This window comes from Paenibacillus apii (genome assembly GCF_011043685.1).
GTDB lineage: Bacteria > Bacillota > Bacilli > Paenibacillales > Paenibacillaceae > Paenibacillus_AQ > Paenibacillus_AQ sabinae.
This window is the reverse complement of the sequence record NZ_JAAKGU010000005.1, coordinates 319,504-346,295: the sequence shown is the minus strand read 5'-3', so window position 1 is coordinate 346,295 and position 26,792 is coordinate 319,504. Positions and strand designations below refer to the sequence as shown.

The following is a 26,792-nucleotide window of genomic DNA, read 5'->3' as shown; positions in this document are numbered from 1 at the left end:
AGAATAGATTCTTTCAAACATTAATGTAGCATACATAATCACGAGGTTGAGTCTTCGACCCGGCGCTGAAGAGTCATGATGAAGAACAAAAAATTACATAATTTATGAAAGGATGATCTTTTATGCAAATCAACTTCTATGATTTAGATATTATAGATGATGTGAAACTAAAGTATGCAGTGATTCTAACGAGATACAATAACCAGTGGATTTTTGTAAGACATAAGGAAAGACAAACGTGGGAGGTTCCTGGAGGAAGAAGAGAACCGAACGAACCAATTGAAGAAACCGCGAGGCGTGAACTCTATGAAGAAACAGGTGCTCAATCCTTTAGTCTACTTCCATTGTTTGTGTATTCGGTGAAAATCGATAATGGTGATGAATCATATGGCGGTTTGTATTACTCGGAAGTTAAAGAAATTGGCCAAATACCACCAGAGAGTGAGATTGGAGAAATAATTTTTATGAAAGGATTACCAAGTGATTTGACCTACCCAAGTATACAACCGGAGTTATATAAAAAAGCTCTATTAAAATTAAATATAGGACATCAATAGTAAACGAACAGTTGCCTTAGGCCAAGTAATACGGAAGGGACGAAGAATAATGGAGGTGTGTGTATTTGCAGTTTAAAGCAGTAATCTTTGATAAAGATGGAGTTATCATTGATACACAACCCATTCATTATAGAGTATTTTGCGAATTCTGCGACAAATTCAGTTGGAACATTACAAAATCTGAATATGAATCCTATATAGGAACGACTTCGATTGAAATGTTTCATAGAATTAAAAAGCGATATTCATCAAATATTGATGTTAGTGAATTAGTAGATATGTTCCAAGATCGATACCTAGCTATTATTGAGTCTTCGAAAGATGAACGTCCCATATTGGGTGTCGATATACTTATTAAGCAATTGTATTCAAAAGGAATTCAGTTAGCGGTTGCATCATCTGCGACGAGAAGGAAAATTGAATTTGTATTAAACATGTTTAACTTAAGTGAATATTTCAAATCAATAGTAAGTGGATATGAGGTTGAGAAATCGAAACCATCGCCTGATATTTTTCTAAGAGCTGCTAAGGAATTGAATATTGATCCGGAAGAGTGCATTGTTATAGAAGATTCTACTAACGGAATTTTTGCTGCCAAGGCTGCAGGTATGAGATGTATAGGTTATCAAAATCCGCTAGGCAAACAAGATTTATCTTTGGCGGATTATACCATTAACAACTTCAACGAGTTGATAGAGAGTCAATTTAGTAAATGAATACAGAAACGTTATCGAAATATTATGCAAAAAAGGAGACAAAAGATGAAAAAAACAAAGTTACTAATTTGTTATATTAGTTTTGGTTTGATATTACTTACAAGTTGCTCCGAAGATAGCAATAAGCTTGAAACCAGTTACAATAACGGCGAAAAAATAACCATTAATAGTGATAAAACGGAGCAAACAAAAGAACCATCCCAATCCATGTTTAGAATCGACATGCAGGTCCCCAAAACTATCAAAGTTGGAGATTCATTTGAGGTGAAAGGATTTTTGATAAATACAAGTAATACCGTTTGGAGTATTTTTCATGGTGCGGATATATTTACTTATGCCATTTATGATAATAAGGGAGAACTAATACCAAGACATGAGGATACGATAGCAGTTAACGATATAGGAATTAGTACAACACTTAAACCAAATAGTAAATACAAGTATGATGGGCAAGAGCATGTTAGTACTAAACTATATAAATTAACAGTTAATAAGCCTGGTGAATATAAGATTATTGGTCAAGCAGAATTCAACATTAATTACAATAATAAAGATTACGAATTTCAAATTAAGTCAGAACCTCAGGAAATCATTGTAAAGAAATGATTTGTTAGTAATTCAGGAAGGGCATGGATATCCGATAACATTGCGTTCAAAGCAGCGGGTCAAAACAAGCTCGACCCTTATGTCCGGAAGAGGATTTCGGGAATAGGATTCACCTAAATATTAAACCGGCTAAGTGAAAAACATATTTCTCGAATGGAGATAAAACGATGATCATTCGTACAGAATCAGCAGCAGATTTTGAAGAAGTGTATAATCTGAATTTCTTGGCATTTGGAAATCGTGAAGACGAGTCCAAATTAATTGAAAGAATAAGGAAATCAGAGGGATTCATTCCTGATTTGTCGATTGTTGCTGAAATTGACATGCAAATAGTGGGTCATTTATTGCTTAGTAAAGCAATAGTGGAAGATGAAGGTAATAGGCATGAAGTAATTGTTATCAAAAGCAAGGAATTGGAAGTCAATTAATATATGAAGGATTTAATAGATGTATAGCATTGGGATTTAACATTATTTTATTGATAGGTCATCCAAGTTACTATCCGAAGTTTGGATTTAAGGCGGCTAGAAATTATGGATTGGAACTAAAACAATTTAATGTACCTGATGATGTATTTATGGTATGTGAGCTAAAAGAAGGAGAATTACAGAATATAAAAGGAGAACTTAAATATCCAGAATCATTTTTCTAGCTGAAATTAAAGAAGCATTAACTTCACCTAACAATAAAGTGACTTCAGATCGGGGAGGTTCTTATGGTTGATAAAGACTTTCTCTTAAAAGTATATGGCCAATGTTATGATGCTGAAGCCGGCCCATGGAATTTATCTAAAACGAGCTTGTATTTAGGATATTCAATCAGGAAATTTTTTGAGGATAACTTTCAGGTTAAAGAGAATATGAATGTCTGCAATATCGGAATAGGTGCCGGAGACTGGGACAGATACTTGTCTTATCACATTGGTTTAAAAGGTACTCTTACAAGCGTTGATATTGACCCTTTATGTTGCAGACAGTTAATGGAACGAATGGAAAATGAGAATAATCCAAATAAAATTAATATTATATGCCAAGATGCTGCTACTATTAATAATATGAATTCAATGTACGATTTGGTTACGATGATAGGGAGTACCCGATTAGAATCAGGATTATATGATGATATTCTCTCAAGCGCTGTTAACATGTTGAAGGACAATGGAGAATTATACTATATGACGCTGGATAAAACAGAAACAATGAACGATTTTGTACAATTTGCAGTAAAAAAACAATTGCTTCTCGAAAACTATTTATTCGAATATAGCTATGGTTTTCACTTGAGATATTGGAAGGCTGTTAAATCCAAAAGCACTATTTATGCAAAAAGCTATTAGTGATTCGAGGGACTCGCTGACATCCGATAACAACACATATACACTGCGGAGTCTGATGGCTCCATAGATGTTTCATTTTTTAAGATCGGAGAGATTAAGTATGCCAAGAGTTAAAATTGATATTAGAGAAGGAAGATCTGAAAAACATAAGATGAATTTGTTGGCGGCTGTTCATGACGCATTAGTTGAGTCAATTAAGATACCCGATGATGATCGTATACAAATCTTACATGAACATAAAAAATCAAATTTTGAAATACCACCAAATAAAACTGGTGAATTATTTACAATCATTGAGATAACCCTATTTTCAGGACGGTCAGTGGAAGCTAAAAGGAGTTTATACAGAACTATAACGGAGAAGCTTGAACCCTTAGGAATATTGAAACAAGATATTATGATTATATTACTTGAACAAACTATGGAGAATTGGGGAATACGTGGGTTGCCGGCTAGTGAAATAAATCTTGGATTCAAAATCGATGTATAACATAGAGCGGACCTTAAGCCATAGTGACGTCGTGAATGCAGTTACGTTATGTACTGTCTCCCAGCAAATGAATAGCGAAGTTAATTCATAGAACAGAACTAACGAGGGGGCGAGCAGAATGGATCTCGAAGAATTTTATCAGTGTTTATCAGCCGAAGATAGAAATATATATTCTGAGATTGCTGATTATGCAATCAAACTTGGGTATAAACCTAAGAAGGCAAAAACCCAGGCGATAAATTACGTGTTCAATAATAACAAGACTAAAAAACATTTAATGAAGTTTTCAATTGAAAAAGGAAAACCAATACTAAAAATGAAATTTTATGCTTCAAAAGATTACTCCTACATTTTTCATGAAAGTGTAAGAGCCGTCATGGAAGAATATAACTATAAATATACTGGATGCTACAATTGTGGGAAGTGTAAAGATGGCTTGGAGGGATATGTGTACATATATTCGGATGGCCGTAAATATTTTAGATGTGGCGGAGAATTAGTAAGTATACAGCCAATATCACATAAAGTAATTCCGGAAATTAAGGAACTGCTAAATACTCAACATCGATATTATTTATCCAAGGCTCAGAAGGGATTCGCAGCAGATGCCCAATAATACATGGCCCGTTTCTACACCCGATAAACATAATATGGATCTAGCCTGCATGGAAAAATTTGATAGAGCAATAAATAAAACGAAAGTTAAGAGCTGTCTGATTCTAAAGGACGGTACATTAGTCTATCAATATTTTAAAAGCAATAAGATTAGAGACAACCTTGGGCGGATTAATTCATGTACCAAAAGTATCGTATCCGTATTAATCGGGATCGCGATAGAGGAAGGATTTATCCCTTCCGTTGACATGACCATGGAGCGTTATTTTCCTGATATTGTGAACAATCAAGCAGACTCGCGTAAGAAAGATATTACCATTGAACACCTGCTGACGATGAGCGTCGGGATAGACTGGCCGGAGTTCGGCGAATGGAACTATATGCCCCCTATGTGTACACACGATGTCGTGAAATTTGTATTCGACAGGGAATTGGCGGATGATCCGGGGATACGAATGAACTATAACTCGGGTTGTTCTCACGTGCTTTCCGCTGTTTTAATGCAAGCCACCGGCATGAAGACATCCGTATTTGCTGACAAGCATTTATTTCAACCTTTAGGGATAGAGGATTACCGCTGGTTTGAGGATGCAAAAGGCATCAGTTATGGATCGGATGGTCTTCGGTTGCTACCCTATGATATGGCCAAAATCGGTCAGTTGTATTTGCAGGAAGGCATCTGGAAAGGCAAGCGGATCGTACCTGCAGAGTGGATAAGAAATTCAACGGAGCCCTGTTTTTTAACCTATGATTATATCGGTCATTACGCTTATCATTGGTGGGTAACCAAGGTACATCCGGATCAGAATGATTTTACTTTAAACAACAGGATGTTTTTTGCAATGGGAAGAAACGGGCAATTTATTATTGTCATTCCGAGCTTGCAAACCGTAATCGTGTTTACTAGCACGCTGGATAATACCATCAAGCCTTTGGATTTTGTGCGTGAATTCATTGTTAAGTCGATGAGAAATTACTGAGGGAACGAAAAAAGGAGTCATCCATTCATGATTATCTTATTAAGTGGTAATAGCTGTACCGGTAAAACCTTAATGTCACAAAAATTATTAGAGAAGTATCACATCCCTTACCTTTCTATTGATCACTTAAAGATGGGGTTATTTAGAGGAGATAAGAATTGCGGGTTCACACCGCTTGACAGCACCGAAGTAATTAGTGAAAAATTGTGGCCGATCATTAAAGGTATTATTTTGACTAATATCGAGAATGAACAGAATCTAATCATCGAAGGTTGTTATTTATTACCTCAGCATGTTAAGGAAATCGAAAGCGCTTATCCTGATAAAATCATTACCGTTTTTCTTGGTTTCTCTACAAAATATATAAAAGAAAACTTTTTAAATATCACTAAATTTAGAAATGCCATTGAAAATCGTAACTATCCCGAAGGGAGAACGATCGATGAATTTATCAATGAGCACGTGGAATGCAGAATCAAATGCTTGGAACATGGCATGATGTATTTTGAAATTGATCAAGATTATGAAGAAGAAATTAAGAAGGTTTATGATTATATAGATTTAAAAATGTTACAGAAGGAGGCTTCAAGATGATAAAGCAAGAACAACCACAAAAATACCACGTGCTGGCACGAGGAGTCATATTAGCCGATAACCATATTTTAGTTGCCCATTGCATAGGAATGGATAACACATTTTTACCAGGAGGGCATGTTGAATTTCATGAAAGTATTAGAACCACTTTGTATAGAGAGATAAATGAAGAACTTGGTTTGAAAAGTGAGATCGGCCCTTACATAGGAGCAGTAGAGGCTGAATACGAAGATGGCGGGACATACCATCAAGAGATAAGTCATGTTTTTATAACTAAATTAGAAAATGCAGATCATCGAAAGAATCCTGCATCAAAAGAGAGCCATTTAGAATTTTACTGGATACCTATAAATGAGATGGATAGTCATAATCTGCTCCCTCAACCAATGAGAAAGATCGTTGAAAACTATATAAAGGGTATTGAAGGGCCCTATTTTGAAAGTACATTCGAAGAGGTTTAGGACATGAAGGAATTCTATGCTTATCACATTGTTACTCGGAAAAAAATGAGTCTTGGGCAGATCATCAGCTTTGACAAGAACCAAAACAATACCTTATATCGTTTCTTTTTTGAGAGGGAACAATTGAATTCCAAAGGCGAAGACTTTATTCGGATTTTGCAAGGTCATTATACAAATGAAGGCTTAAACTTGAATAATGAAAATGCGGATGTAGCTATCAAGTATATGGACCAAACAATCAGAGCGATTAGAGAAGTGATCGTAGAAATGGTTAGACTGCAAGAATATCCTGAATATCCTTCAAGATTATCTTGCTTATACGCTGCCAAGAGCTATGAAGACGCTTTAAAATGGAAAGATGTATTTCAATCTTACAATCGGAAAGTATTACAAATTGTTAAACTCCGAGTGATTGGGAACTCTTTTGAGGGGGATGGAAATCTTTTGCCGAAGGAAGACGGGGCTCCTTTCTCTCGAAAAATTGAACAAGCTAGAGCATATTGGAAGGGAAATGAAAAAAACGAACTTCCTGAGCTTTTGATAAACGGACAAATCGAAGTGGCAGAAATTATTGATGATTTCTCAACGCCACCTTTATAGGAGTGAGGAGTTTGAGAGGCGGAAACCACAGAACAGAAATTAAAGCTCTTCTTTTCGACTCAGGCAGAGTGTTGAATAGACCCGCAAGTGGACATTGGTTTATAACTCCGAATTTCTTCAATGTCATTGATGAACGGAGTTTCAAATCTATCGACAAACATTCGATCAATAATGCTTTTCATACAGCAGGTAAATACATATCGGAGCAGAGCTTAATTAGAAATAAGGATGAGGAGTATGTACATTTCGTTGAATTCTATCGCATCTTTTCAGCTGAATTACCCCAATTGGGTATGGATGACAAACATGTAAAATCTATCGCAGAAGATCTCGTACATAATAATAAAAAATATACATTCTACAACGATGCCATCGAACTCATCCCGAAATTGAGTGAAAAATATAAACTGGCGGTCGTTTCTGATGCATGGCCATCATTGGATCATGTTTATAGAGAATCCGGGTTAAGAGATTATTTTTCATCCTTCATTATTTCTTCCGTATTGGGTGTAAACAAGCCACATGAGTTAATGTATAAGACAGCTCTTGAAGAACTTCAGCTATCCCCGAGTGAAGTCTTATTTATTGATGATAACATTCGGAACTGTGACGGAGCTAAGGAACTTGGAATCAGAGCATTTCTGTTATGCAGGGACTGGAAGCATTACATCTATTATAAAATCACATGTAAGAATTATCCTGTTATAAGAAATATAAACGAACTCATTAAGAAGATAAGGTAATTAAGCAACGCAATAGAGTCGCTTAAGCGATCTACAGCGTTGCTTCTTTTTTTGTAAAACCTTTGCACTGCATGGAACGATGCTTATTATTGATCCCCGTTTCTTTTCCGGTAAAAGGACGGGTTAACGCCGTCTATTTTTTTGAAAGCATTGCTAAATGAACAAATATCCGGAAACCCGCAATTCTCGGCGATCAGCTTGAGCGGTTCGTTCGTAAACTGAATCAATTCCTTTGCTTTTTCGATTCGCTGAAGCAGGTGAAATTGGATGGGGCTCATCCCGAAGGTCTGATTGAATAGGGAGATCAAGTAGTATTTGCTAATTCCGGAGATTTTGGACAGCTCATCTAAGGTAACCTTCCGATCCGTGTTTTGCTTGAGGTGAATTCTAAGCTGCTCCATTTCGCCTATATTGGATACCAGGTGAGGGTTGCTGTTCCAATAGCTTTCTCGCATGAGTGTATTTAACAGCTGAAGGAGCATGCCGTTGATATTGACTTCGTAATAAGGCAGCTTCATTTCAAATTCCCGGATGATTTCAAAGATTAATCTTTCAATAGCGGAGGGATTCCTTAATCGGATATGGCTCCGCAGGGAAGGCGAGAGCTGGCTTAATTCATCGTTTCGGATCCACTTCAATTCATCCGCAGTCATATCTTCAAGCTTCTTGAAGGAAACCTTCACGTCCTGGCTGTCCTCCTTATAGAACAGATCAAAGTGCAGGTGCGGCTGACGTACTAATTCGCTCCCCAGCTTTCGAATCGAATGCTGTTGCCGGGGACGGATCAGAAACAGATCTCCCGGTTGGCCGACCCATACATTATTCTCGACCGCAACTTGGATCCGGCCTTCCTTCACATAAAGCAATTCATAGTCAAATAAGACTCTTTCCTTCAAATGCCAAGAAGAAGGGATGTAACTATCCATAGCTACTCGAATGTACGGAGATAACTGCTGAATGTTCAAACAAGACCCCCCTTTATCACTTTTCTAAAAAGCAATATATGACAAACAATAAAAAACTTTTCCCAAATACAAAGTCTTTTCCATAGTATATCATTAAATTGTAAAGAGGAAAGCGCTTTCAATAATCCAATACTTGGGGAGCTTCACAATCAAAATTAGAAGATACAGGAGGAATTCACAATGAACGCATGGCAGCCGAACAGCCCATTGGGAGGATTACCTTTAATTAAGGATGCACGAACTCTCCGCGAGTCCAGCTGGGATCGTACCGGAGGCAACAGGGATTTCAAGGTGGTTGAACCCGGAGAAACGTGCACCATAGCAGATATTAAGGGAGCAGGATCTATTAAGCATATCTGGCTTACGACCCGCTGTTACGCCCCGCAATATTTACGGAAGCTTGTGATCGAGATGTATTGGGATGGCGAGGAGAATCCGAGTGTTCGTGTGCCGCTTGGCGACTTCTTCGGAATCGGACATGCCACGTGCAAACATTTCGTTTCGCTGCCCCTTAGCATGGTATTTGGCGAAAAGAGAGGTCCCAAAGGTCCTTTCGCAGCCGCAATGAACAGCTACTTTCCGATGCCCTTTGGCAATGGTGCCGTTCTAAAGATCATCAATGAAAGCGAATCGAGAATCGAGAACCTCTTTTACTATGTCGATTACGAATTAACGGATGAACCTCTGACCGATGATGTAGGACGATTCCATGCGCAGTGGAGACTCGAAAACCCCTGTGAAAAAATCGTCCACCCATCTGACATTGAAAATCCTGCGCCGTGGGATCTGCCGGGTATCAATTTGACCGGTGAAGACAACTACGTGATTCTCGATGCGGAAGGGAAAGGCCATTATGTAGGCTGTGTGCTGAATATCGACAACTTTGACGCTTCGAATCAGGAATTTACATGGCCCGGTGAAGGCGATGACATGATCTTTATCGATGGTGAAGTTTGGCCTCCGTCTCTGCATGGAACGGGTACGGAAGATTACTTCAATGCGGCTTGGGGCTTTCCAAGCGGTGAATATGCGGCTCCCTATCATGGCATCTCGTTAGGAAGCGACCTTCAGGAGCATTTCGGCAAGTGGAGCTTATACCGGTTTCATATCGAAGATCCTGTTCGTTTTCAGAAATCAATTCGAGTAACGATCGAACATGGACACGCCAATGACCAGGGCAATGAATATTCCAGTGTAGCCTATTGGTATCAGCAGGAGCCTCACAAACCGCAGCCGGAGCTCCCTCCGCTGGAGAAGCGGCTGCCTCGCAGATGGCCGGAACACGGTTTGTGGGACCGGTAATGTAACAGCAGGAACGGACGGCAGTCATACTTGAATAAGGGATAACAAACCAAGGGGGGATCTCTTCATGAAGGTACAAGGGAAAATGTGGGCCGCAATTTTAGCGGGGTGTATGGTTTTCTCATTGGCTCTGGCAGGGTGCTCAAGCAGCAATTCTGCCCAAACCTCAGGAAAGTCCTTGACGATACTAGTGGAGGGAGGGAGTCCTGCCAACACGGTTGCGACTCAAACTGCCGAAGAGTTTAAGCAGAAGACCGGTTATGAAGTCAAGATCGAGACGGTTCCTTATATCGGTGTCTATGACAAATTGAATGCGGATATTAAGGCAAAGAAAGGCTCCTATGATGTTGCGACCATTGATATCTTGTGGTTTCCCGCCTTGGCAAAGGGGCTGGCTCCGATGGATGATCTGATGACGGATAACGTCAAGAATGATCTCTTCCCCAGCTTGATTGACGGAGGCACAGTAGACGGGAAAGTATTGGGTATGCCGGTATGGACGAACTCGAAGGTGCTGCTATACCGCTCCGATCTATTCGAAGATCCCAAAGAGCAGGAAGCATTCAAGGCCCAATTCGGATATGATTTGAAGCCGCCTGCAACATGGGAGCAGTACAGGGATACCGCCAAATTCTTTACCCGCGATACCAATAAAGATGGTGTAACAGATATGTACGGCACAAGCGTATTTGGAATGAATAACGGCGATTCCGTTGCAAGCTGGCTAGATCATGCGGCACAAGCGGGAGCCAAACCTTTGGTTGTGGGCGAGGACAATAAAGCCTTGGTCAACACAGAGCCCTATGTGAAAGCACTGGATTTTCTGACAACTTTGTTAAACAAGGATAAATCCGTTCCCGAAGGCGCACTCAACATGGCCTCCTCCGAAACCTCCGAAATGTTCTGGAACGGTAAGCTTGCCATGATGCTGGCATGGGGACATTTCTTCGTACCGTCGAGCGACCCGGCCAAGTCCAAGGTTGCAGGTAAAGTAGGCGTAGCTCCGATGATTGGCGGAGAATCCGGAGTGGGCGTAGTCCCCGGTCCCTGGTATCAAGTCATTCCGAGTTCATCGAAGCAGCAGGATATCGCCAAACAATATGTACAGTTCATTTATGAGAAGAACGAGCTCTTTATGAAGGCACTAGGAGTGGCTGCACGTAAATCGGTCTTTGAAAAATACGGTAAGCAGCCTGAATATGCGCACCTTAATGCACTGCAAGCCACATTGGAGGCGCCTCAGACTCAGAATCGTCCGATTCTGGTCCACTGGAATGAGATTGAGAGTGAAGCTCTTGTTCCCGCTATCCAGGCAGCGCTGTCAGGGAAGGAATCACCGCAAGCGGCATTGGATCAAGCGGCGGCAACGATTAATGAAATTCAAGGTCAGTAAGAGTTGATCGATAATGCAAAAAAAGCAGGGGGTAGGACTGTACTATCCTCTGCTTGTTTCCATATTTTGTGGAAGGGGGATGTAAAATGACCAGTAAGGATCGGAGAATATCCTTTCTATTTTTCTTACCGGCTGCGGTTTTTATGATCCTGTTCTTTGTGTATCCGCTGTTTCTGCTGGTAAGAAATAGTTTTCTGGAAAATGAAGAGCCTTATGGCTTTGTCGGTCTGGAGCATTACAGCAATGCGATAACCTCGCAAACCTTCAGGCAGTCCCTGTTTAACACCGCCCAATTTGTTGTGGGAGCCGTAAGCATTGAACTGCTGTTGGGTATGATTCTTGCCCTCTTGTTAAGCACCGGATTCAAGGGTAGCAACCTTATTCGTACCCTCCTATTAAGCCCGTTAATGATATCCCCTTTGGTAGCCGGATTGATTTGGAAATTTATGTTGAATGATCAATTCGGCATTCTGAACCGTTTTTTGTACCAGATGGGATTATTGTCAACCCCTCAAAGCATCCTTTGGCTATCCGACAGCAAATATGCGCTCTTGTATGATCGCAGATATTTGGCTTACCACTCCTTTTATGATGCTGGTATTATTAGCTGGTATTCAGGGCATTCCGGAAACCTTGTATGAAGCCGCACGTATTGATGGGGCCAGCAAGGCCCAGAGCTTTTGGCAAATTACGCTGCCGAGCTTAAAACCTGTGATTCTTGTAGCTGTAGTCGTCCGAATGATTGATGCGGCAAGATCCTTCGATATTATTTGGGTTATGACTCAAGGAGGCCCGAACAACGCATCCTCTTTAGTGAGCACCTTCATTTATAAAGCGATTGCCAGGTACAATCAGGAGGGGTATTCCAGCGCCATGGCGATCATCTTCATGCTCATTCTATTAGGAATTTGTTCTTTCTTTATGAAATATTTCTGGAGTCCAGCCAAGAAACCGGCCCGGGCAGGAAGGGGATAATCAGTATGATTGAAGTCTCTGTCAAACAGCAATATTTCACAAGCACTTTTGTACGGAAGCATAGACTGCGTCACCTTCTTTTTTTTATTGTGGCCTGCGGCTTCTTATGCCTGTCTTTATTTCCTTATCTTTACTTGCTGTTTAGTTCATTCAAGACGCCAAGTGAAGTCATATCATCCAATCCTGCCTTTTTCCCATCCCGGTATACCTTGGATAACTACCTTGCCATGTTTCGTCAATTATCAATCGCTACTTATTTCGGCAATAGCTTCATAACCGCTGCTTTTGGAACCCTGTTGAGCGTATTTCTGGGAGCCATGGCGTCTTACGGATTAACCAGATTTTCATCCAAAATCGGCAATTTATTCCTTGTCTTTACGCTAGGAGTTCGGATGATTCCGCTTATAAGCGTAGCGATTCCCTTGTACCGTATTATTGGCGAAATTGGTTTAATGGACACCAAATTAGCGCTTATCTTGATTTATACAAGCATCAATATCCCATTTGTCATATGGATGATGCTTGGTTTTTTCGATAGCTTGCCTAAAGAGCTGGATGAATCTGCACGTGTAGACGGATGCGGGATGCTGGGTGCTTTTATCCGCATTATTCTGCCGATTTCATTACCGGGACTCGCGACTACAGGCATTTTCAGTTTTATGCTGTCCTGGAATGATTTTTTATTCGGGTTGCTATTTACGAGCACTTCAGCCAAAACGGTTCCTGTAGGCATCTCGGAATTTTTAACCGCTTACAATTTGGACCTCGGTCCTATGACGGCAGCGGCAACCCTGTTCAGCTTACCTGTCATGCTGCTCTCCTTCTTCATGCAAAATTATATCGTTCGCGAAATGACCATGGGTGCCGTTAAAGAATGAGCTGACTAAATCGAGCTCCCGCTCAGGAGTTAATGGAGGCAATAGAGATGAGCTACGACCACAACACTTATCATAAGTTCATGCTGGCAAAAGCCGACAAATCCGTGGCCGCAATGAAAGCTCACGCATTAAAGGACCCGATGCGGTTGAAATACCATTTCATGCCTCAGGCCTACTGGATGAATGATCCGAACGGACTTATTTATTTTCGCGGTGAATACCATATGTTTTATCAGCATCATCCCTATTCTTCCGGATGGGGAGCCATGCATTGGGGACATGCGAAAAGCAAGGACCTCATTCATTGGGAGCACCTTCCGATCGCACTGGCGCCAAGCGACAGCTATGATTTGGACGAAAGAGGCGGGTGCTTCTCCGGCAGCGCCGTGGAAAAGGACGGTATATTGGCCCTTATTTATACCGGAACGATTATCAAAGAGGGACGTGTCATCCAAACACAGTGCATGGCGACAAGCAGTGACGGGATTACCTTTAGCAAATACGTAGGCAATCCCGTGATCTCGGCTCCTCCCGAAGGAAGCTCTTCAGATTTCAGAGACCCGAAGGTATGGAGGCACGGGGATAAGTGGTATATGGTTGTCGGATCCGGTAAAGACGGCAAAGGCAGAGCCTTATTGTACTACTCGAACGATTTATATTCGTGGGAATATGTGTGCGTATTGGCTGAGAGTGACGGTACGATGGGTACGATGTGGGAATGTCCTGACTTTTTTCAGCTTGGCGATCGGTATGTGCTCATGTTCTCTCCTATGGGAAATGGAAACAGACAAACGGTTTATTTGATCGGTGATTTTGACTATGGAACGTGCACATTTATTTGGGATAAATACGAAGCCATAGATTATGGATTTGAATATTATGCCCCGCAGTCCTTTCTGGATGGGGAAGGAAGAAGGCTGATCATAGGATGGCTCAATGCATGGGAGTGGATGCCTTGGTTTAAAAGCTTCGGTCCTCCCGGCCTCCATAACTGGTGCGGTGCCATGTCCTGCCCCAGAACAGTCGAGCTGGGCGAACAGGGATATTTGAAATTTGCTCCGGCCGAGGAATTAAAGTCGCTGCGAAAGGAATATTTCCATCTTGAACGTACTGTCTTTGAAGATGAAACCATACTGGAAGTCCAGTCCATTCAAGGAGTTTGCCTGGAAATATGCGCAGAGTTTGACTTGTTAGACTGCCAAGCGGATGTGATCGGTATAAAGCTGAGGTGCTCGGACGATGGGGGGCAAGAGACGGCCCTGACTTATTCCCTGCAATCAGGGGAGCTTTCGTTCGATCGAAGCCGCTCGGATGGATGGAGCGAGGGAGTCAGGACATGCCAACTGGACCTTAAAGGGAGGGATACTTTGAAGCTGCACATCTTTGTAGATACTTGTGTGGTCGAAGTATTTGCGGATGACGGGCGCTTGACCATGACTAATAACATTTTTCCCGATCCGGATCATGTAAAGCTTAAGCTATTCAGCTCCGGCGGTAAGGCGGAACTGGTATCCCTTGATATTTGGAATCTTTAATAGCTGAATAAGGACACGTAGGCAGCCGGTCAGTATGATCGGCTGCCTTTGTTCACATAACGGGCAGAATACATTAATAAGGATTGTGGGCTTTTACGATAAAATAATCATGGTAGGAGGGGAGAAAATTGAGTGAAAAAAGAAAGTTGTTATTACCAATTTCAATAGGTTTGAACATGTTGCTTATCGCAGTTATAGCTTGGGGATATATAAAGATGAATTTTGTAAATGAGCAGATTCTCCATAGAGAGGTACAGCAAAATTTGGTTGAATTGGAAGGTGTAATTGCAAATCAAAGTGAGGATAATTGGTCAACACCCAACTTGGTAACGACTGAATTGGGAGATGTATTAAACGGAATTTGGCTTGGTATTACTACTGGTGAAAAATTAGGAACCCTTTCAAGTAGTGATAAGGAAATTCTTAACCACTTGTATAATAAGCTAAATCAATATCCAAAGGATGAACTTTATCGTTTCAGTGATTTAACAGAAGAGGATAAAGAGATTTTTGAAGAGCTGCGAGAAAATCTGCGTAATGCAGGTTTGGGAATGAATATACAAGTTAGTGGTAATATGAAATATTTTATAAACCAAGCAGATAAGTTAGAAAAAAGTATCAAGGCCCTATATAAGTAAGAAATAAATGTCCTCCGTCGCTGCCCCACTTGCCCATGTGTATTATAATGAAAAGAATGTATTTGCATTTTCATAAGAATGAAAGAGGAGAGCAAGGACCATGGGCAAGTACCGTACTTATCTTTTTTTAATTTTGGCTAATTTGTTCTGGGCGGGGAATTATGTGTTCGGCAAATATGTAGTGGCGGAGATGACGCCGGTGCAGATGACGTTCTCGCGGTGGCTGATCGCCGTGTTTCTGCTGTTTCCGATCGCGCATCTCGTGGAACGCCCCAAGTGGAGGAGTGTTTGGGCCAAGTGGAGGATATTGCTGGTTATGGCCTTATTGGGCGTGGTCGGCTATAACTTCCTGCTGTATGAAGCGCTGAGATTCACGACCTCGATGAACGCCGCGCTGGTCAATGCGATGAATCCGGCGCTGATCGTGCTGTTCTCTTCCTTTTTTCTCCGGGAGCGAATAACGCTTGCCAAGGGTGCAGGACTGCTGGTGTCGCTGCTGGGCGTATTGCTGGTACTGACCAAGGGGCAGCTGCAGCTGATTTTTCAGACCAAGTATAATATTGGCGATTTGCTGATGCTGGCTGCGATTCTCGTCTGGACGCTGTATTCGATCTTTGGACGGAAAATGGGAGGGGTGCCTCCCATCTCGGCGACGGCGGTATCCGCGCTGCTGGGGCTCATTCTGATCCTTCCGTTTTTTCTCGCATCGGGCATGAATCTGCCGCTGAGCCACCGGGCAACCTTGGGCATTCTGTATATCGGCATTTTTCCATCCGTCGGATCGTTTATTTTCTGGAACGCGTCGATCCGCGAGATCGGGGCCAGCCGGGCGGGGATCTATCTGAATCTGATTACGGTATTCACGGCCATTCTCAGCATGCTGCTCGGCAATCCGGTGACGCTTGCGCAGGTGCTCGGCGGACTGCTTGTGTTTGCAGGGGTATACATAACCGGGAAAAAAGGCAAAGAGCGGTCCTAATCCAGAAAATCCGAAAACAACAGCGACCGGAACTCCAAGCATTTCTCGCAGTCCGCGACAATCCTTATTTTAGAACAAAAGTTCAGTTTATGTAGCGCTTACCTCGCTCGTTGTGATAAACTGAACCTGTATGTCGACATGTATTTTAAGGAGTTAATCTGATGATCGATCCGAAGCTTAACATAGGGTTGGGAGAGCAGCTGACCGATATTTTGCGGATGAAGATCGTCGGCGGCGGGTTGGAGAACGGGCTGAAGCTGACGGAAACCGCGATAGCAAGCGAATATGGATTAAGCCGCGCTCCGGTGCGCGAAGCGTTCCGCAATCTCGAATACGAAGGTCTGATGGATATTACGAAGCAGGGAGCTGTCATTAGGGTTCTGACGGAAAAAGAGGTCAACGAATTCTACAATGTCCGCTACATGCTGGAATCTTTTGCGCTCAGCCACATTCCGCCCGAGGCGCGGGATTCCGTGATCCGTTTCATGGAGACTTCCGTCGACAGAATGGAGCTGGCGCTGGGCCACAAGGATGCCGATGAGTTCGCGGCCCAGGATATCGCGTTCCACACGAAGCCGTTCGAGGTCATCGACCACAAGTTCATCAAGCTGTTCTGGGCGAACATAGACAAGCTGTGCCGGGCCATTCTGGTTGTGGGAACGCGCCGCCAGTTTGACAAGGGAGAGTTCGAATACAAACGTCAGGTGGTGGGCAAGCACCGCCAGATTGTGGCCGCCTTGAAGGGTGGTAACAACGAGGAGATTCTGGCCGCACTGCGCAATCACTTTCACTACAACAGCTGGATCGATAAAAAAGAATTCTGATGAAAACCGATTTCTGAGGCAGGTTAGCCGCTTCCCCTGAGCCGATTGGTGAGGGGGATTTTTCTTTGTCTCAAGTTGTCGACAGAAATACTTGTTGACAATTATGCGCTTTCATTTTAAAATTCGGTTGTAGGCAGTAGTCAGACAGTCCAAAGCCTTTGTAAGGAGGAGAAGATGGAGCTGAAATTTACCGCGCCAAGCACGCCGGGACTGCACCGGGTTGTAGGACCCGGGAACAGCCGACTTGAGGTTCTGGAGCTGTTCGTGCTGAACCTGCCCCCGGGCGAGGCGCAAATCATTGAACTCGAAGGTAGCGAAGCAAGCCTGGTCTGCATCGAAGGCAAGCAGCGGGCTCAGTCCGCAAATAGCGACTACATATTGCTGCCAGGAGACGGGCTTTATATCCCGCGAGGCCAGACGGTCAGGATTGAAGGCGGGACAGAACCTTCCAGGCTCGTTATGGCAACGGCGGAAGCGTGGAGCGACGCGGAATTTATTTATGCGGATTACGGCGCCGCATACCGGGAGAAGGAAATCCACGGGAGATACAATTATACCCGCGAGATTACGAACCTGCTGACCCGTTCCGACCGGGCGAGCCGTATCGTTACAGGCATTACCTCAGGACAGGACGGTGCCTGGACCAGTTGGCCGCCCCATCACCATTCCGACACGCTGGAGGAAATCTACTTCTATTTCGATATTCCCGCTAACGGCTTTGGCATTCATGTGGGAATGCTGATGGATGGAACCGAGCAGGCGGAGATTGTCCGTTCGGGCGATGCGGTCATCATTCCGAACGGATATCATCCCACGGTGGCGTCGCCGGGCGCCCGAATGAAATATGTCTTTTTTCTGGGAGCCAAGGGTAGAGAAGAGGATCGCCGGGCTTCGTCCGAAGATCACCCTTTTTACAGGTAACCGTCATTGGATTAAGCGTGTGCTGTGCAGCACTTAATCCAACAGCAAAGAGTTGAAAGCGTAATCATTAATCGATTCCAAACCGGTGCATTGAGTATACATTAAGCCGGGGAAGAAGACGGGGAGGGTCAGCCATGTATTTCGGTAGTATTGAAACCTTGGAACAAACAAAGCGGCAGTATCCGCCGGCCATTGCAAGAGCTCTTCAGTATTTAAAGGACAACCGGGAGCAATTTCTGTCCATGGACGCCGGTGTGTATCCCATTGAGGGGCAGCAGATCTATGCTCAGGTCGTCAGTCTGGAGACCAAGAAGAAGGAGGACACCCGGCCGGAGGTTCACCGCAAGTATATCGATGTGCAATTTTCCGTGGAAGGCAACGAACGGATCGGGTTTGCGGCGGACACGGGAAACAATGCTGTAGATGAGGATTTGGCGGCGGAGAAGGACATTATTTTTTACAAGCAGGCCCAGAATGAAATGGAGCTTCTGATGCAGCCGGGGCAGTTCGCTGTCTTCTTTCCCGAGGATGTCCATCGTCCGGGCTGTCAGAACGAAAGTCAGGCACATCTGCGCAAAGTGATCGTCAAGGTAAGCACTGAAGCCTTGTAACTAATCTGGGGAGGCGTTAGAGGACATGATTTTTTCCAACATTGAAACCGGAGAGGCCATCGAGAAAAAGTATACGGAGCCTGTAGTCCGGGCCATCCGGTACTTGCAGGAGCATCAGCATGAATTTGCGCATATGGAAACAGGCATTTATCCGATTGAAGGCGATGATTTTTTTGTCCAGGTCTTCGATGTCACCACCCGGGAAAAGGAAGAGGCCAGACCGGAAGTGCACCGCAAATATGTAGAACTGCACTATTCGGTAGAGGGGAAAGAGCGAATCGGGTTTGCGGTGGATTTAGGCAAGAACACGGTGACGGAGACGCTGCTGGAGACCAAGGATGCGATTTTTTACGCCGAGGTTGACAGGGAGGTGGAGCTGGTACTGGAGCCGGGGGATTATGCGATCTTTTTCCCCGAGGATGTTCACCGGCCGATTTGGGAGCACGGCGGCAGGGCGGAAATTCGCAGAGTAGTCATTAAGATCAATGAAGCCATTTTGTAATCGTTAATTCGCTTGAAAACTTCCTATAACAAGGGGTGTCAGTGAGATGAAAAGCGAAACTCAGACCATACCGAACAGCCGTTGGAAACGGATTTTGCCTCCGCTATTGATTGTGTGCATTATTTCATTTATGGACCGTGTGAACGTGAGCTTTGCCATATCTGGCGGCATGGATAAGGAACTTGGCATGACGGCCGGTATGGCCGGCTTCGCGGCGGGAATATTCTTCTTTGGCTATTTGTTCCTGCAAATTCCCGGCGGACAAATCGCTGCCAAGAGGAGCGGCAAAAAGTTCATAGCCTGGGTGATTCCCTTTTGGGCGGTTGTTTCCATATTGAGCGGCTTGGCAACGAGCACGACTCAGCTGCTTGTGCTTCGGTTCTGTCTCGGTGTGGCAGAGGGCGGAATGCTGCCGGTTGTCCTGACGATGTGCAGCAACTGGTTCCCTAATGAGGAAAGAGGCCGGGCCAACGCCATTGTGCTGATGTTTGCGCCGATCGCGGCGATCATCACCGGCCCTATCTCGGGATTCATCATTTCTTTGTCCGGCTGGCGCGAAATGTTCATTATTGAAGGGATTGTGTCGCTGGTCGTGCTTATCCCCTGGCTGCTCATGGTCAGCGACCGCCCGCAGCAGGCCAAATGGATCAGCAAGGAAGAGAAAGATTACATTGTCGGCAAGCTGGAAGAAGAGCAGCTGGCGATCGAGCAGGAAAATCAGGTGAAGCAGGCATCGATCAAGGATCTGCTGCCCAATAAATCCATGTGGAAGCTCATTGCTCTGAACTTCTGCTACCAATCTGGCGATTACGGATTCTCCATGTGGCTGCCGACGCTGCTCAAGAAATTGACCCATAGCGGAATGGGGATGGTGGGACTGTTGTCCAGCTTGCCGTGGGTCGCTTGTATTGCTGGGATGCTGCTGTTCTCCAACCTGTCCGACCGGACCGGACGGAGAAGGGAATTTGTCATTATTCCGCTGCTGGGATTCGCGCTGTGCCTGCTGTTGTCTGTAACGATTAAAGGAAATGTTTGGTTCTCATACATCTTTCTTATTGGCGCCGGATTCTTCGTTAAAGCCGCCGGGGTGGTGTTCTGGGCGATCCCTCCGCGTTTGTTCAGCAAAGAAGTCGCTGGCGGAGCCCGGGGAGCCATCAACGCTCTCGGGAACCTGGGCGGATTCTTTGGGCCCTATATCGTCGGTTTTCTCATTCAAGCATTCAATTATAATGTAGGGGTATACAGCCTTGTAGGTCTGCTGGCCGTATCCGCGCTTATTACCGCCACGCTGCCGAAGACGGTTCAAAGCATAGCGAACGAGAAAGCGGCCTAATTCACAATAGAGAAAGCGGCGGCTTAAGCCGTAGCAGGCTCATGCCGCCGTAAAATATAGGAGATGGAGGAATCATACGATGGATTTATCTGATTTTTCACTGGAAGGCAAACTGGCGGTCGTTACCGGAGGCAACAGGGGACTTGGACAAGGCATGGCGGTTGCGCTTGCCAAGGCCGGAGCGGATATCGTATCCGTTCAGCGCAGCGGGGAGAGCCCGGAAACCGCGGCTTTGACGGAAGCGCTGGGCCGCCGCTGTTATGCGGTCTCCTGCGATCTGGCGGAATTGAAGACGGGGGAAGAGCTCGCCGCGGCGATTGAGGAGCAGTTCGGTCCGGTGGACATTCTGGTCAACAACGCGGGGATACAGCGCCGCCATCCGGCGGAGCAATTTCCAATCGAAGACTGGGATCTGGTGATGCAGGTCCAGCTTCGCTCGGTGTTCATGCTCTGCCAGGCGTTCGGGAAACGGATGCTGGAAAGAGGCTCCGGCAAAATCATCAATATCGCCTCTCTGCTGTCTTTCTCCGGCGGCTTGACGGTTCCCGCCTATGCTGCGGCGAAGGGAGGGGTCGCCCAGCTGACCAAGGCATTGGCCAATGAATGGTCCTCGCGGGGAGTGAATGTCAATGCCATTGCGCCCGGGTATATGGCGACGGATATGAATACGGCCCTGATTAATGATTCGGTCCGCAGCGGGCAGATCATGGACCGGATTCCGTCGAAACGCTGGGGTTCGCCGGAGGATATGGGCGGGACGGCCGTCTTTCTCGCTTCCGAAGCCGCGAAGTATATTCACGGACAGATCATCTGTGTGGATGGAGGCTGGATGGCAAGATAGCCTGCGGATATTCTGTCATGCAGTTGATATTTTGCAATAATACTTAAAAATTTTAATAAACTAAAAGGAGTGGATCATTCATGTCCAAAGCCCGTGTCTATGTTACATATCCGCTGGGGGAGGATATTCTGGCTCTGCTGCGCGAACAATGTGAAGTGGTGATGAATCCTGAGGAGCGGAGCCTGAGCCCGAAAGAGCTGATTGAAAATGCCCGGGGCTTCGACGCTGTTCTGACCGTGTCAGTAGGAGTCAATGAGGAAGTGGCCAGCGCGCTTGCTTCGAGCTGCAAAATCTTTGCCAACTACGGCGTCGGCTACAACAATATTGATGTCGAAGCCGCGTCAAAACACGGCATTTATGTCAGCAACACGCCGGATGTTCTGACGGATGCGACGGCGGATTTTGCCTTTGCCCTGCTGCTGTCCGCCGCGCGCCGGGTGGTCGAATGCGATTCGTATGTGCGGGCCGGCAAGAAGAACTGGGGCCCCATGAATCTGATCGGCGCCCAGGTCAGTGGAAAGACGATTGGCATACTCGGCGGAGGCCGGATCGGCAAGGCCGTGGCGAAGCGCGCCCAGGGCTTCAATATGCGGATACTGTACAACGATCAGCGGCCGAATCCTGATTTTGAGGCCGAGACGGGTGGAATATTCACGGATAAGAATACGCTGCTGAGCGAATCGGATTTCGTATCCGTTCATGTGCCGCTGCTGCCTTCCACCCGCCATCTGATCGGAGCGGAAGAACTGAGTCTCATGAAGACGAGCGCTATCCTGATCAACGATTCGCGGGGACCCATCATCGACGAGCAGGCGCTGGTGGCCGCGCTTCAAGGCGGCGTCATTGCCGGAGCGGGCCTCGACGTGTTCGAGTCCGAGCCGGAGCTTGCGCCGGGACTGGCTGAGCTGCCGAATGTGGTACTGGCCCCCCATGTGGGCAGCTCCACGACCGAAGCCAGGGTAGCCATGGGCGAGCTGTGCGCCCGGAACATCTTTGCGGTGCTTGACGGCGGGGCGCCGGTCACCTGCGTTAATCCGGAAGTTGGCGTGAAGGCCTAAGCAGGCACTCGCCTTGCATTGACGAAGTCTTTCCGGGGCAGCCGCTCCGGAAAGACTTCCGTTATGTCCGAGTTCGATACTAATAAACAGGGGGCTGGAGATCGAATGAGCAAGCAGCAGGTAGGAGTTGTCGGATTGGCCGTCATGGGCAAGAATCTTGCCCTGAATATAGCCGGGCACGGTTATTCCGTGGCTGTATACAACAGGTCGAAGGGGAAGACAGATCTTCTGCTGGCAGAGGCTGGGGAGAAGGACATCAAGGGCGCTTATACCATGCAGGATTTGGCGGAGACGCTGGAGCGGCCCCGAAAAATTCTGCTGATGGTAAAGGCCGGGCAGCCCGTGGACGAGGCGATCGCTCAGCTGCTGCCTTATCTGGAACCCGGGGATGTGCTGGTTGACGGCGGCAACTCCTTTTACAAGGACACGATCCGCAGAAGCCGCGAGCTGGAAGAGCGGGGCATTTATTTTGTCGGCACAGGGATATCCGGCGGAGAAGAAGGCGCGCTTAAGGGACCGTCCATTATGCCCGGCGGCAATTATGAAGCCTACCAGCTGATTGCGCCTATACTGAACGACATCTCGGCGAAGGTCGAGGGCGAACCCTGCTGCACGTACACAGGCGGCGACGGGGCCGGACATTTTGTCAAAATGGTTCACAACGGGATTGAATATGCCGACATGCAATTAATAGGAGAAGCTTATGTGCTGATGCTGCGGCTGCTGGGTCTGTCTCCGGCCGACATCCGGCAGGCGTTCACCGAGTGGAATGAAGGAGAGCTGAACAGCTACCTGATTGAGATTACGGCAGATATCTTCGGGAAGACGGACCCGGACACAGGACAATATCTGGTGGATGTGATTCTCGATTCCGCCGGGCAGAAGGGAACGGGCAAATGGACCAGCCAGAATGCGCTGGATATAGGAACCCCTGTCCCGACCATTACGGCCGCGGTGTTCGAGCGTTATCTGTCCGCTTTGAAAGAAGAACGCGTCACAGCGAGCAAAGCTTTCAACGATCCGGCTCTGAGAGAATCTGAAATCCCCGCCGGTTTCATCGAGTCGATTCGAAGAGCTCTATACGTCAGCAAAATCTGCGCTTATGCCCAGGGCTTCAGCCTGCTTGCGAAAGCGTCGAAGGAATATAACTGGAATCTGGACCTTGGCAGTATTGCCATTATATTCCGGGGCGGCTGCATTATCCGGGCGCAGTTCCTGAATAAAATCAAGCAGGCTTATGACCATAATCCTGATTTAACCAATCTGCTATTGGATGATTATTTTCAGCATATTATCGGCCGGTACCAGCAGGATTGGCGGGATACGGTAATGGCTGCCGTCGGGCGGGGAATTTCGGTTCCGGCTTTCGCCAGCGCCATCTCCTATTTTGACAGCTACCGGACGGAGCGGCTGCCGGCAAATCTGCTTCAGGCCCAGCGGGATTACTTTGGTGCGCATACGTATGAGAGAACAGATAAAGAAGGCATTTTCCATACCGAATGGTAAAATAATTATGATTAAGTAAAGTCATCCCTACCGGGGACGGCTTTTTTTCTGCGGTCTATGGGTCAGCGCGGTCAACACATTTTCCACATAACCTCGTTTTATAATGAATTTATTCTTTTTCATATTATAATAATGACGGGAGAGATGATGGATGAATTGGTCTTCGCTGTTGACGCTGATCTGTCCGCTGATGATGGTGGTAATGATGCTCGGGATGAAAGGATCGCACGGACACGGACATGGCAAAAAGAGTTCTCATTCGCACGGCGTTTCCTCAGCGGATTCCGGCATTCGGCTGGAGCTGGATGAGCTGAAAGCGCAGAATGAGCAATTGAAGCGGGAGCTTGATACTTTAAAATCCTACCAAAAAGCGGAATAGCATAACAATTGCGGCGTAGGCAACCGGGAAAAAGAAGGTGACGATCATGGCGCGGCTCCGTGCGCTTGTTGTAGACGATGAATGGAATATGCGAAATCTGCTGCGTATTTATTTGATGAAGGAAGGCTTTCGGGTAAGCGAAGCCTCGACGGGACGGGAGGCGCTTTCGCTTATCGGCAGCGAGCCGTTCGATATCATGCTGCTGGACGTGATGATGCCCGATATGGATGGCTGGCAGGTATGCCAGGCTGTCAGGGACAAGAGCAGCGTGCCGATTCTCATGCTGACCGCCCGTTCGGAGACGAAGGACAAGATCCGGGGGCTGGAGATCGGGGCGGATGATTACCTGACCAAGCCGTTCGAGCCTGAGGAATTGGTGGCCCGGATACACTCGCTTATCCGCCGGGCGAATCTGGCGCAGTATGCGGCTCCGAAGGAACGGGTGCTGGAGTTCCCCGGGCTGGTCATCCGTCCGGATGCCCGCGAGGTGTCCGTTATGGACAGCAGTGTTGAGCTGACACCGAAGGAATTCGATCTGCTGGCCGTCCTGTCCGGCAACCTGCAGCGCGCCTTCAGCCGGGATGAGTTGGTGGAACGGCTGTGGGGACTGGACTTCGAGGGCGAAACCCGGGTTGTGGATACCCATATCAAGAATATCCGCGAAAAGCTGCAAAAAGCCGGTCTCGGCTACAATCCGGTTCAGACTGTCTGGGGAGTGGGCTATAAATTTCAGGTGCCCGGTGGAGTCCAATGAAGAATAATCGAATCGGACTGAAGCTCGGCCTGATCATTTCCGGCCTCTTTCTCGTCGTGCTGCTGTTTCTGGGCGTGGCTGTCGACCGGATGTTCACCAGCTTTTATTATGCCAATATGCGGACGGAAACGGAGGACTTGGCTTCCCATTTTACCGTTATGGCCGAGTCTTCGGAGAATGATACGATGGGCATGATGGGAACGTTCGCCGAATTTTCGGGCGTCGGCATTTATAATGTGAGCCGGGAAGGCAACGTGATGATGCACTCGGGCGTCGAGGGCCACGGGTGCATGTCTTTTATCCGGAGTTCGGACCTGAATGCGATTTTTTCTGGGGAAAAGGTAAGCTATCTCTATAAAGATCCGGCTGGCACGCGCCATTTCGTTTCGGTCGAACCGATCATGAAGGATGGGCAGGTCGTCTCCGCCCTGTATATCGTGGCTTCAACCGAAAGGATGGACGAGTCGCTGGCGGGAGTACGGAAGCTGCTGATACTCTCCGGCATCGGCGCGTTCCTGCTCGCTTTGGGAAGCACCTGGATTATCGCCCAGTTTCTGTCCAGGCCTCTTCTGCAGATGCAGAGGGCTACCCGGAAGATAGCCGCCGGAGAGCTGGAGACGAGGGTGGATATCGGGAACAGGGATGAAATCGGCGCGCTCGCCGGAGCGATTAACGATTTGGCGGTCGATCTGCAGCGTTACCGGGATTCCCGGCAGGAGTTTTTTGCCAATATCTCACATGAGCTTCGGACGCCGATTACCTACCTTGAGGGGTATGCGAACGTGGTCAAAGAACGCCTGTACGAGACGGAAGAGGAAAAGGACCGGTATCTTGACATCATCTACATGGAAGCGCGTCGCATTCAGCATCTTGTGGATGATCTGTTCGAGCTGGCCAAAATGGAGGAAGGCAAGATCAGCCTAGCGCCGGAATGGGTCGATTTGGCGGAGCTTGCGGGGCAGGCGGTCGAGAAGACGAAGCTGAAAGCCGGGGACAAAAACCTGGAGCTACAATATACGGTAGAAGGTAAGCCGGTACCTATGTATACGGACGGCGCCCGGATGGAGCAAGTTGTGCTGAATCTGCTGGAAAATGCAATCCGGTACACCGAGCAGGGATCGGTCCGCCTCCGGTTGTCATTTGAGCCGGGTGCGGTTAAGCTGGCCGTACAGGATACGGGAATCGGAATCCCCGAAGACGAGCTCCCTTATATATTCGAGCGGTTTTACCGGGTGGAGAAATCCAGATCCCGCAGCCATGGCGGCACAGGCCTTGGGCTGTCTATCGTTCACAAGCTGACGGGACTGCTCGGCGGAACCATCACGGTCACCAGCAAGGTGGGGGAAGGAACCTGTTTCGAGCTTCATTTTGCGCTGCGGCGGGAGGAACGTTAATGAAGAAATTCGAATGGCTGGTCGCGGTTCTTCTGATCGGTATGGGCATAATGTGCATGAGCGTATCGGCGTTCTCGTTCCGCAGCATGCCTCTGATGCATTTTGGGGAACGCATGACGCGCGTATTTGCCTGCATCGGGATGCTGGCAGTCGTTCTGCTGCTGCTTCTCGGCTGGTCATCGTTCAGGAAGAAGCGGTGAAACGGGCGGAAAAAGGTTTACCCCGGCATGCCGATCGCTTATTCTTATAAAAAAGAAAATGCAGCCGGTCCGCGGTGGTTCGCTGGTTATTTCGTCAGCCGGCGTT

General features: G+C 46.4%; 33 protein-coding genes. 32 read left to right on the top strand and 1 reads right to left on the bottom strand.

Going from position 1 to position 26,792, the window contains the following annotated elements:
• Positions 1-122: 122 nt before the first annotated feature.
• From G5B47_RS13825 to G5B47_RS13770, 12 genes are all read left to right on the top strand, one after another.
• Positions 123-557 carry an NUDIX hydrolase gene (locus G5B47_RS13825; protein WP_165098984.1) on the top strand — a complete coding sequence of 145 codons (435 nt, stop codon included), beginning with the start codon at positions 123-125 and terminating at the stop codon, positions 555-557.
• A gap of 65 nt (positions 558-622) precedes the next feature.
• On the top strand, positions 623-1,273 hold the full coding sequence (locus tag G5B47_RS13820; protein WP_165098982.1) for an HAD family hydrolase: 651 nt from the start codon (positions 623-625) through the stop codon (positions 1,271-1,273).
• Positions 1,274-1,318: 45 nt separating this feature from the next.
• Positions 1,319-1,879: a hypothetical protein gene (locus tag G5B47_RS13815; RefSeq protein ID WP_165098979.1), complete on the top strand. Its 561-nt coding sequence runs from the start codon at positions 1,319-1,321 to the stop codon at positions 1,877-1,879.
• A 167-nt stretch (positions 1,880-2,046) separates the two neighbouring features.
• Positions 2,047-2,307: a GNAT family N-acetyltransferase gene (locus G5B47_RS25615; RefSeq protein ID WP_235957170.1), complete on the top strand. Its 261-nt coding sequence runs from the start codon at positions 2,047-2,049 to the stop codon at positions 2,305-2,307.
• A 287-nt stretch (positions 2,308-2,594) separates the two neighbouring features.
• Positions 2,595-3,215 (top strand): class I SAM-dependent methyltransferase, encoded by a 621-nt coding sequence (locus G5B47_RS13805; protein ID WP_165098976.1) that lies wholly within the window; start codon positions 2,595-2,597, stop codon positions 3,213-3,215.
• Positions 3,216-3,315: 100 nt separating this feature from the next.
• Positions 3,316-3,705, top strand: coding sequence for a tautomerase family protein (locus tag G5B47_RS13800; RefSeq protein WP_165098974.1), 390 nt, complete (start codon positions 3,316-3,318; stop codon positions 3,703-3,705).
• A gap of 118 nt (positions 3,706-3,823) precedes the next feature.
• Complete coding sequence (locus tag G5B47_RS13795; RefSeq protein ID WP_165098972.1) at positions 3,824-4,321, top strand: hypothetical protein; 498 nt, start codon at positions 3,824-3,826, stop codon at positions 4,319-4,321.
• A gap of 49 nt (positions 4,322-4,370) precedes the next feature.
• Entirely contained in the window at positions 4,371-5,300 is a 930-nt protein-coding gene (locus G5B47_RS13790; protein ID WP_235957169.1) for a serine hydrolase domain-containing protein, read from the top strand.
• Between the two features lie 27 nt (positions 5,301-5,327).
• Positions 5,328-5,894, top strand: coding sequence for a 2-phosphoglycerate kinase (locus G5B47_RS13785; protein WP_165098968.1), 567 nt, complete (start codon positions 5,328-5,330; stop codon positions 5,892-5,894).
• Entirely contained in the window at positions 5,891-6,355 is a 465-nt protein-coding gene (locus tag G5B47_RS13780) for an NUDIX domain-containing protein (protein WP_165098965.1), read from the top strand. Before G5B47_RS13785 ends, G5B47_RS13780 begins: the two co-directional genes overlap by 4 nt.
• Positions 6,356-6,358: 3 nt before the next feature.
• On the top strand, positions 6,359-6,955 hold the full coding sequence (locus G5B47_RS13775) for a DUF2441 domain-containing protein (RefSeq protein ID WP_165098962.1): 597 nt from the start codon (positions 6,359-6,361) through the stop codon (positions 6,953-6,955).
• A gap of 11 nt (positions 6,956-6,966) precedes the next feature.
• Entirely contained in the window at positions 6,967-7,698 is a 732-nt protein-coding gene (locus G5B47_RS13770; RefSeq protein ID WP_206107352.1) for an HAD-IA family hydrolase, read from the top strand.
• Between the two features lie 86 nt (positions 7,699-7,784).
• On the opposite strand, the gene G5B47_RS13765 is transcribed toward G5B47_RS13770, so the two are convergent.
• Entirely contained in the window at positions 7,785-8,663 is an 879-nt protein-coding gene (locus G5B47_RS13765) for a helix-turn-helix domain-containing protein (protein WP_165098958.1), read from the bottom strand.
• A gap of 180 nt (positions 8,664-8,843) precedes the next feature.
• Here G5B47_RS13765 and G5B47_RS13760 point away from each other — a divergent pair, with 180 nt between their 5' ends.
• From G5B47_RS13760 to G5B47_RS13670, 20 genes are all read left to right on the top strand, one after another.
• Positions 8,844-9,965, top strand: coding sequence for a glycoside hydrolase family 172 protein (locus G5B47_RS13760; protein WP_165098955.1), 1,122 nt, complete (start codon positions 8,844-8,846; stop codon positions 9,963-9,965).
• Between the two features lie 178 nt (positions 9,966-10,143).
• Positions 10,144-11,358 (top strand): ABC transporter substrate-binding protein, encoded by a 1,215-nt coding sequence (locus G5B47_RS13755; RefSeq protein WP_235957168.1) that lies wholly within the window; start codon positions 10,144-10,146, stop codon positions 11,356-11,358.
• Positions 11,359-11,444: 86 nt separating this feature from the next.
• Positions 11,445-11,999, top strand: a complete 555-nt coding sequence (locus tag G5B47_RS25610) for a carbohydrate ABC transporter permease (protein WP_235957167.1) — start codon at positions 11,445-11,447, stop codon at positions 11,997-11,999.
• Positions 11,947-12,333, top strand: a complete 387-nt coding sequence (locus tag G5B47_RS25605) for a carbohydrate ABC transporter permease (protein ID WP_235957166.1) — start codon at positions 11,947-11,949, stop codon at positions 12,331-12,333. The genes G5B47_RS25610 and G5B47_RS25605 overlap by 53 nt, the downstream gene beginning before the upstream one ends.
• A 5-nt stretch (positions 12,334-12,338) precedes the next feature.
• Positions 12,339-13,211 carry a carbohydrate ABC transporter permease gene (locus G5B47_RS13745; protein WP_165098950.1) on the top strand — a complete coding sequence of 291 codons (873 nt, stop codon included), beginning with the start codon at positions 12,339-12,341 and terminating at the stop codon, positions 13,209-13,211.
• A gap of 47 nt (positions 13,212-13,258) precedes the next feature.
• Positions 13,259-14,746, top strand: a complete 1,488-nt coding sequence (locus G5B47_RS13740) for a glycoside hydrolase family 32 protein (protein ID WP_165098948.1) — start codon at positions 13,259-13,261, stop codon at positions 14,744-14,746.
• A 128-nt stretch (positions 14,747-14,874) separates the two neighbouring features.
• Complete coding sequence (locus tag G5B47_RS13735) at positions 14,875-15,384, top strand: hypothetical protein (protein WP_165098945.1); 510 nt, start codon at positions 14,875-14,877, stop codon at positions 15,382-15,384.
• A gap of 100 nt (positions 15,385-15,484) precedes the next feature.
• A complete protein-coding gene (locus G5B47_RS13730) occupies positions 15,485-16,363 on the top strand; it encodes a DMT family transporter (RefSeq protein WP_165098943.1) in 879 nt (292 codons plus the stop codon).
• A gap of 161 nt (positions 16,364-16,524) precedes the next feature.
• On the top strand, positions 16,525-17,187 hold the full coding sequence (locus G5B47_RS13725) for a GntR family transcriptional regulator (RefSeq protein WP_165098941.1): 663 nt from the start codon (positions 16,525-16,527) through the stop codon (positions 17,185-17,187).
• Positions 17,188-17,361: 174 nt separating this feature from the next.
• Positions 17,362-18,108 carry a 5-deoxy-glucuronate isomerase gene (locus G5B47_RS13720; protein WP_165098939.1) on the top strand — a complete coding sequence of 249 codons (747 nt, stop codon included), beginning with the start codon at positions 17,362-17,364 and terminating at the stop codon, positions 18,106-18,108.
• A gap of 134 nt (positions 18,109-18,242) precedes the next feature.
• Positions 18,243-18,719 (top strand): YhcH/YjgK/YiaL family protein, encoded by a 477-nt coding sequence (locus tag G5B47_RS13715; RefSeq protein WP_165098937.1) that lies wholly within the window; start codon positions 18,243-18,245, stop codon positions 18,717-18,719.
• A 25-nt stretch (positions 18,720-18,744) separates the two neighbouring features.
• Positions 18,745-19,221, top strand: coding sequence for a YhcH/YjgK/YiaL family protein (locus G5B47_RS13710; RefSeq protein WP_165098935.1), 477 nt, complete (start codon positions 18,745-18,747; stop codon positions 19,219-19,221).
• A gap of 46 nt (positions 19,222-19,267) precedes the next feature.
• Entirely contained in the window at positions 19,268-20,554 is a 1,287-nt protein-coding gene (locus G5B47_RS13705) for an MFS transporter (RefSeq protein WP_165098932.1), read from the top strand.
• Positions 20,555-20,633: 79 nt separating this feature from the next.
• On the top strand, positions 20,634-21,395 hold the full coding sequence (kduD, locus tag G5B47_RS13700) for a 2-dehydro-3-deoxy-D-gluconate 5-dehydrogenase KduD (protein ID WP_165098930.1): 762 nt from the start codon (positions 20,634-20,636) through the stop codon (positions 21,393-21,395).
• Positions 21,396-21,475: 80 nt separating this feature from the next.
• Positions 21,476-22,453 carry a 2-hydroxyacid dehydrogenase gene (locus G5B47_RS13695; protein WP_165098928.1) on the top strand — a complete coding sequence of 326 codons (978 nt, stop codon included), beginning with the start codon at positions 21,476-21,478 and terminating at the stop codon, positions 22,451-22,453.
• Between the two features lie 105 nt (positions 22,454-22,558).
• Positions 22,559-23,959 (top strand): NADP-dependent phosphogluconate dehydrogenase, encoded by a 1,401-nt coding sequence (gene gndA / locus G5B47_RS13690; RefSeq protein WP_165098926.1) that lies wholly within the window; start codon positions 22,559-22,561, stop codon positions 23,957-23,959.
• A gap of 151 nt (positions 23,960-24,110) precedes the next feature.
• Entirely contained in the window at positions 24,111-24,338 is a 228-nt protein-coding gene (locus tag G5B47_RS13685; RefSeq protein ID WP_165098924.1) for a hypothetical protein, read from the top strand.
• Between the two features lie 46 nt (positions 24,339-24,384).
• Positions 24,385-25,092 carry a response regulator transcription factor gene (locus G5B47_RS13680; protein WP_165098922.1) on the top strand — a complete coding sequence of 236 codons (708 nt, stop codon included), beginning with the start codon at positions 24,385-24,387 and terminating at the stop codon, positions 25,090-25,092.
• Positions 25,089-26,486 (top strand): sensor histidine kinase, encoded by a 1,398-nt coding sequence (locus G5B47_RS13675; protein WP_165098920.1) that lies wholly within the window; start codon positions 25,089-25,091, stop codon positions 26,484-26,486. The genes G5B47_RS13680 and G5B47_RS13675 overlap by 4 nt, the downstream gene beginning before the upstream one ends.
• Complete coding sequence (locus G5B47_RS13670) at positions 26,486-26,686, top strand: hypothetical protein (protein WP_165098917.1); 201 nt, start codon at positions 26,486-26,488, stop codon at positions 26,684-26,686. Before G5B47_RS13675 ends, G5B47_RS13670 begins: the two co-directional genes overlap by 1 nt.
• Positions 26,687-26,792 lie beyond the last annotated feature (106 nt).

Bases quoted from the DNA above. Each gene is read 5' to 3' on its own strand.
- G5B47_RS13825 (WP_165098984.1), top strand. From the start codon at position 123: ATGCAAATCAACTTCTATGATTTAGATATTATAGATGATGTGAAACTA.
- G5B47_RS13815 (WP_165098979.1), top strand. From the start codon at position 1,319: ATGAAAAAAACAAAGTTACTAATTTGTTATATTAGTTTTGGTTTGATA.
- G5B47_RS25615 (WP_235957170.1), top strand. From the start codon at position 2,047: ATGATCATTCGTACAGAATCAGCAGCAGATTTTGAAGAAGTGTATAAT.
- G5B47_RS13805 (WP_165098976.1), top strand. From the start codon at position 2,595: ATGGTTGATAAAGACTTTCTCTTAAAAGTATATGGCCAATGTTATGAT.
- G5B47_RS13800 (WP_165098974.1), top strand. From the start codon at position 3,316: ATGCCAAGAGTTAAAATTGATATTAGAGAAGGAAGATCTGAAAAACAT.
- G5B47_RS13795 (WP_165098972.1), top strand. From the start codon at position 3,824: ATGGATCTCGAAGAATTTTATCAGTGTTTATCAGCCGAAGATAGAAAT.
- G5B47_RS13790 (WP_235957169.1), top strand. From the start codon at position 4,371: ATGGAAAAATTTGATAGAGCAATAAATAAAACGAAAGTTAAGAGCTGT.
- G5B47_RS13785 (WP_165098968.1), top strand. From the start codon at position 5,328: ATGATTATCTTATTAAGTGGTAATAGCTGTACCGGTAAAACCTTAATG.
- G5B47_RS13780 (WP_165098965.1), top strand. From the start codon at position 5,891: ATGATAAAGCAAGAACAACCACAAAAATACCACGTGCTGGCACGAGGA.
- G5B47_RS13775 (WP_165098962.1), top strand. From the start codon at position 6,359: ATGAAGGAATTCTATGCTTATCACATTGTTACTCGGAAAAAAATGAGT.
- G5B47_RS13760 (WP_165098955.1), top strand. From the start codon at position 8,844: ATGAACGCATGGCAGCCGAACAGCCCATTGGGAGGATTACCTTTAATT.
- G5B47_RS25610 (WP_235957167.1), top strand. From the start codon at position 11,445: ATGACCAGTAAGGATCGGAGAATATCCTTTCTATTTTTCTTACCGGCT.
- G5B47_RS25605 (WP_235957166.1), top strand. From the start codon at position 11,947: ATGATGCTGGTATTATTAGCTGGTATTCAGGGCATTCCGGAAACCTTG.
- G5B47_RS13745 (WP_165098950.1), top strand. From the start codon at position 12,339: ATGATTGAAGTCTCTGTCAAACAGCAATATTTCACAAGCACTTTTGTA.
- G5B47_RS13740 (WP_165098948.1), top strand. From the start codon at position 13,259: ATGAGCTACGACCACAACACTTATCATAAGTTCATGCTGGCAAAAGCC.
- G5B47_RS13730 (WP_165098943.1), top strand. From the start codon at position 15,485: ATGGGCAAGTACCGTACTTATCTTTTTTTAATTTTGGCTAATTTGTTC.
- G5B47_RS13725 (WP_165098941.1), top strand. From the start codon at position 16,525: ATGATCGATCCGAAGCTTAACATAGGGTTGGGAGAGCAGCTGACCGAT.
- G5B47_RS13720 (WP_165098939.1), top strand. From the start codon at position 17,362: ATGGAGCTGAAATTTACCGCGCCAAGCACGCCGGGACTGCACCGGGTT.
- G5B47_RS13715 (WP_165098937.1), top strand. From the start codon at position 18,243: ATGTATTTCGGTAGTATTGAAACCTTGGAACAAACAAAGCGGCAGTAT.
- G5B47_RS13710 (WP_165098935.1), top strand. From the start codon at position 18,745: ATGATTTTTTCCAACATTGAAACCGGAGAGGCCATCGAGAAAAAGTAT.
- G5B47_RS13705 (WP_165098932.1), top strand. From the start codon at position 19,268: ATGAAAAGCGAAACTCAGACCATACCGAACAGCCGTTGGAAACGGATT.
- kduD (WP_165098930.1), top strand. From the start codon at position 20,634: ATGGATTTATCTGATTTTTCACTGGAAGGCAAACTGGCGGTCGTTACC.
- G5B47_RS13695 (WP_165098928.1), top strand. From the start codon at position 21,476: ATGTCCAAAGCCCGTGTCTATGTTACATATCCGCTGGGGGAGGATATT.
- gndA (WP_165098926.1), top strand. From the start codon at position 22,559: ATGAGCAAGCAGCAGGTAGGAGTTGTCGGATTGGCCGTCATGGGCAAG.
- G5B47_RS13685 (WP_165098924.1), top strand. From the start codon at position 24,111: ATGAATTGGTCTTCGCTGTTGACGCTGATCTGTCCGCTGATGATGGTG.
- G5B47_RS13680 (WP_165098922.1), top strand. From the start codon at position 24,385: ATGGCGCGGCTCCGTGCGCTTGTTGTAGACGATGAATGGAATATGCGA.
- G5B47_RS13675 (WP_165098920.1), top strand. From the start codon at position 25,089: ATGAAGAATAATCGAATCGGACTGAAGCTCGGCCTGATCATTTCCGGC.
- G5B47_RS13670 (WP_165098917.1), top strand. From the start codon at position 26,486: ATGAAGAAATTCGAATGGCTGGTCGCGGTTCTTCTGATCGGTATGGGC.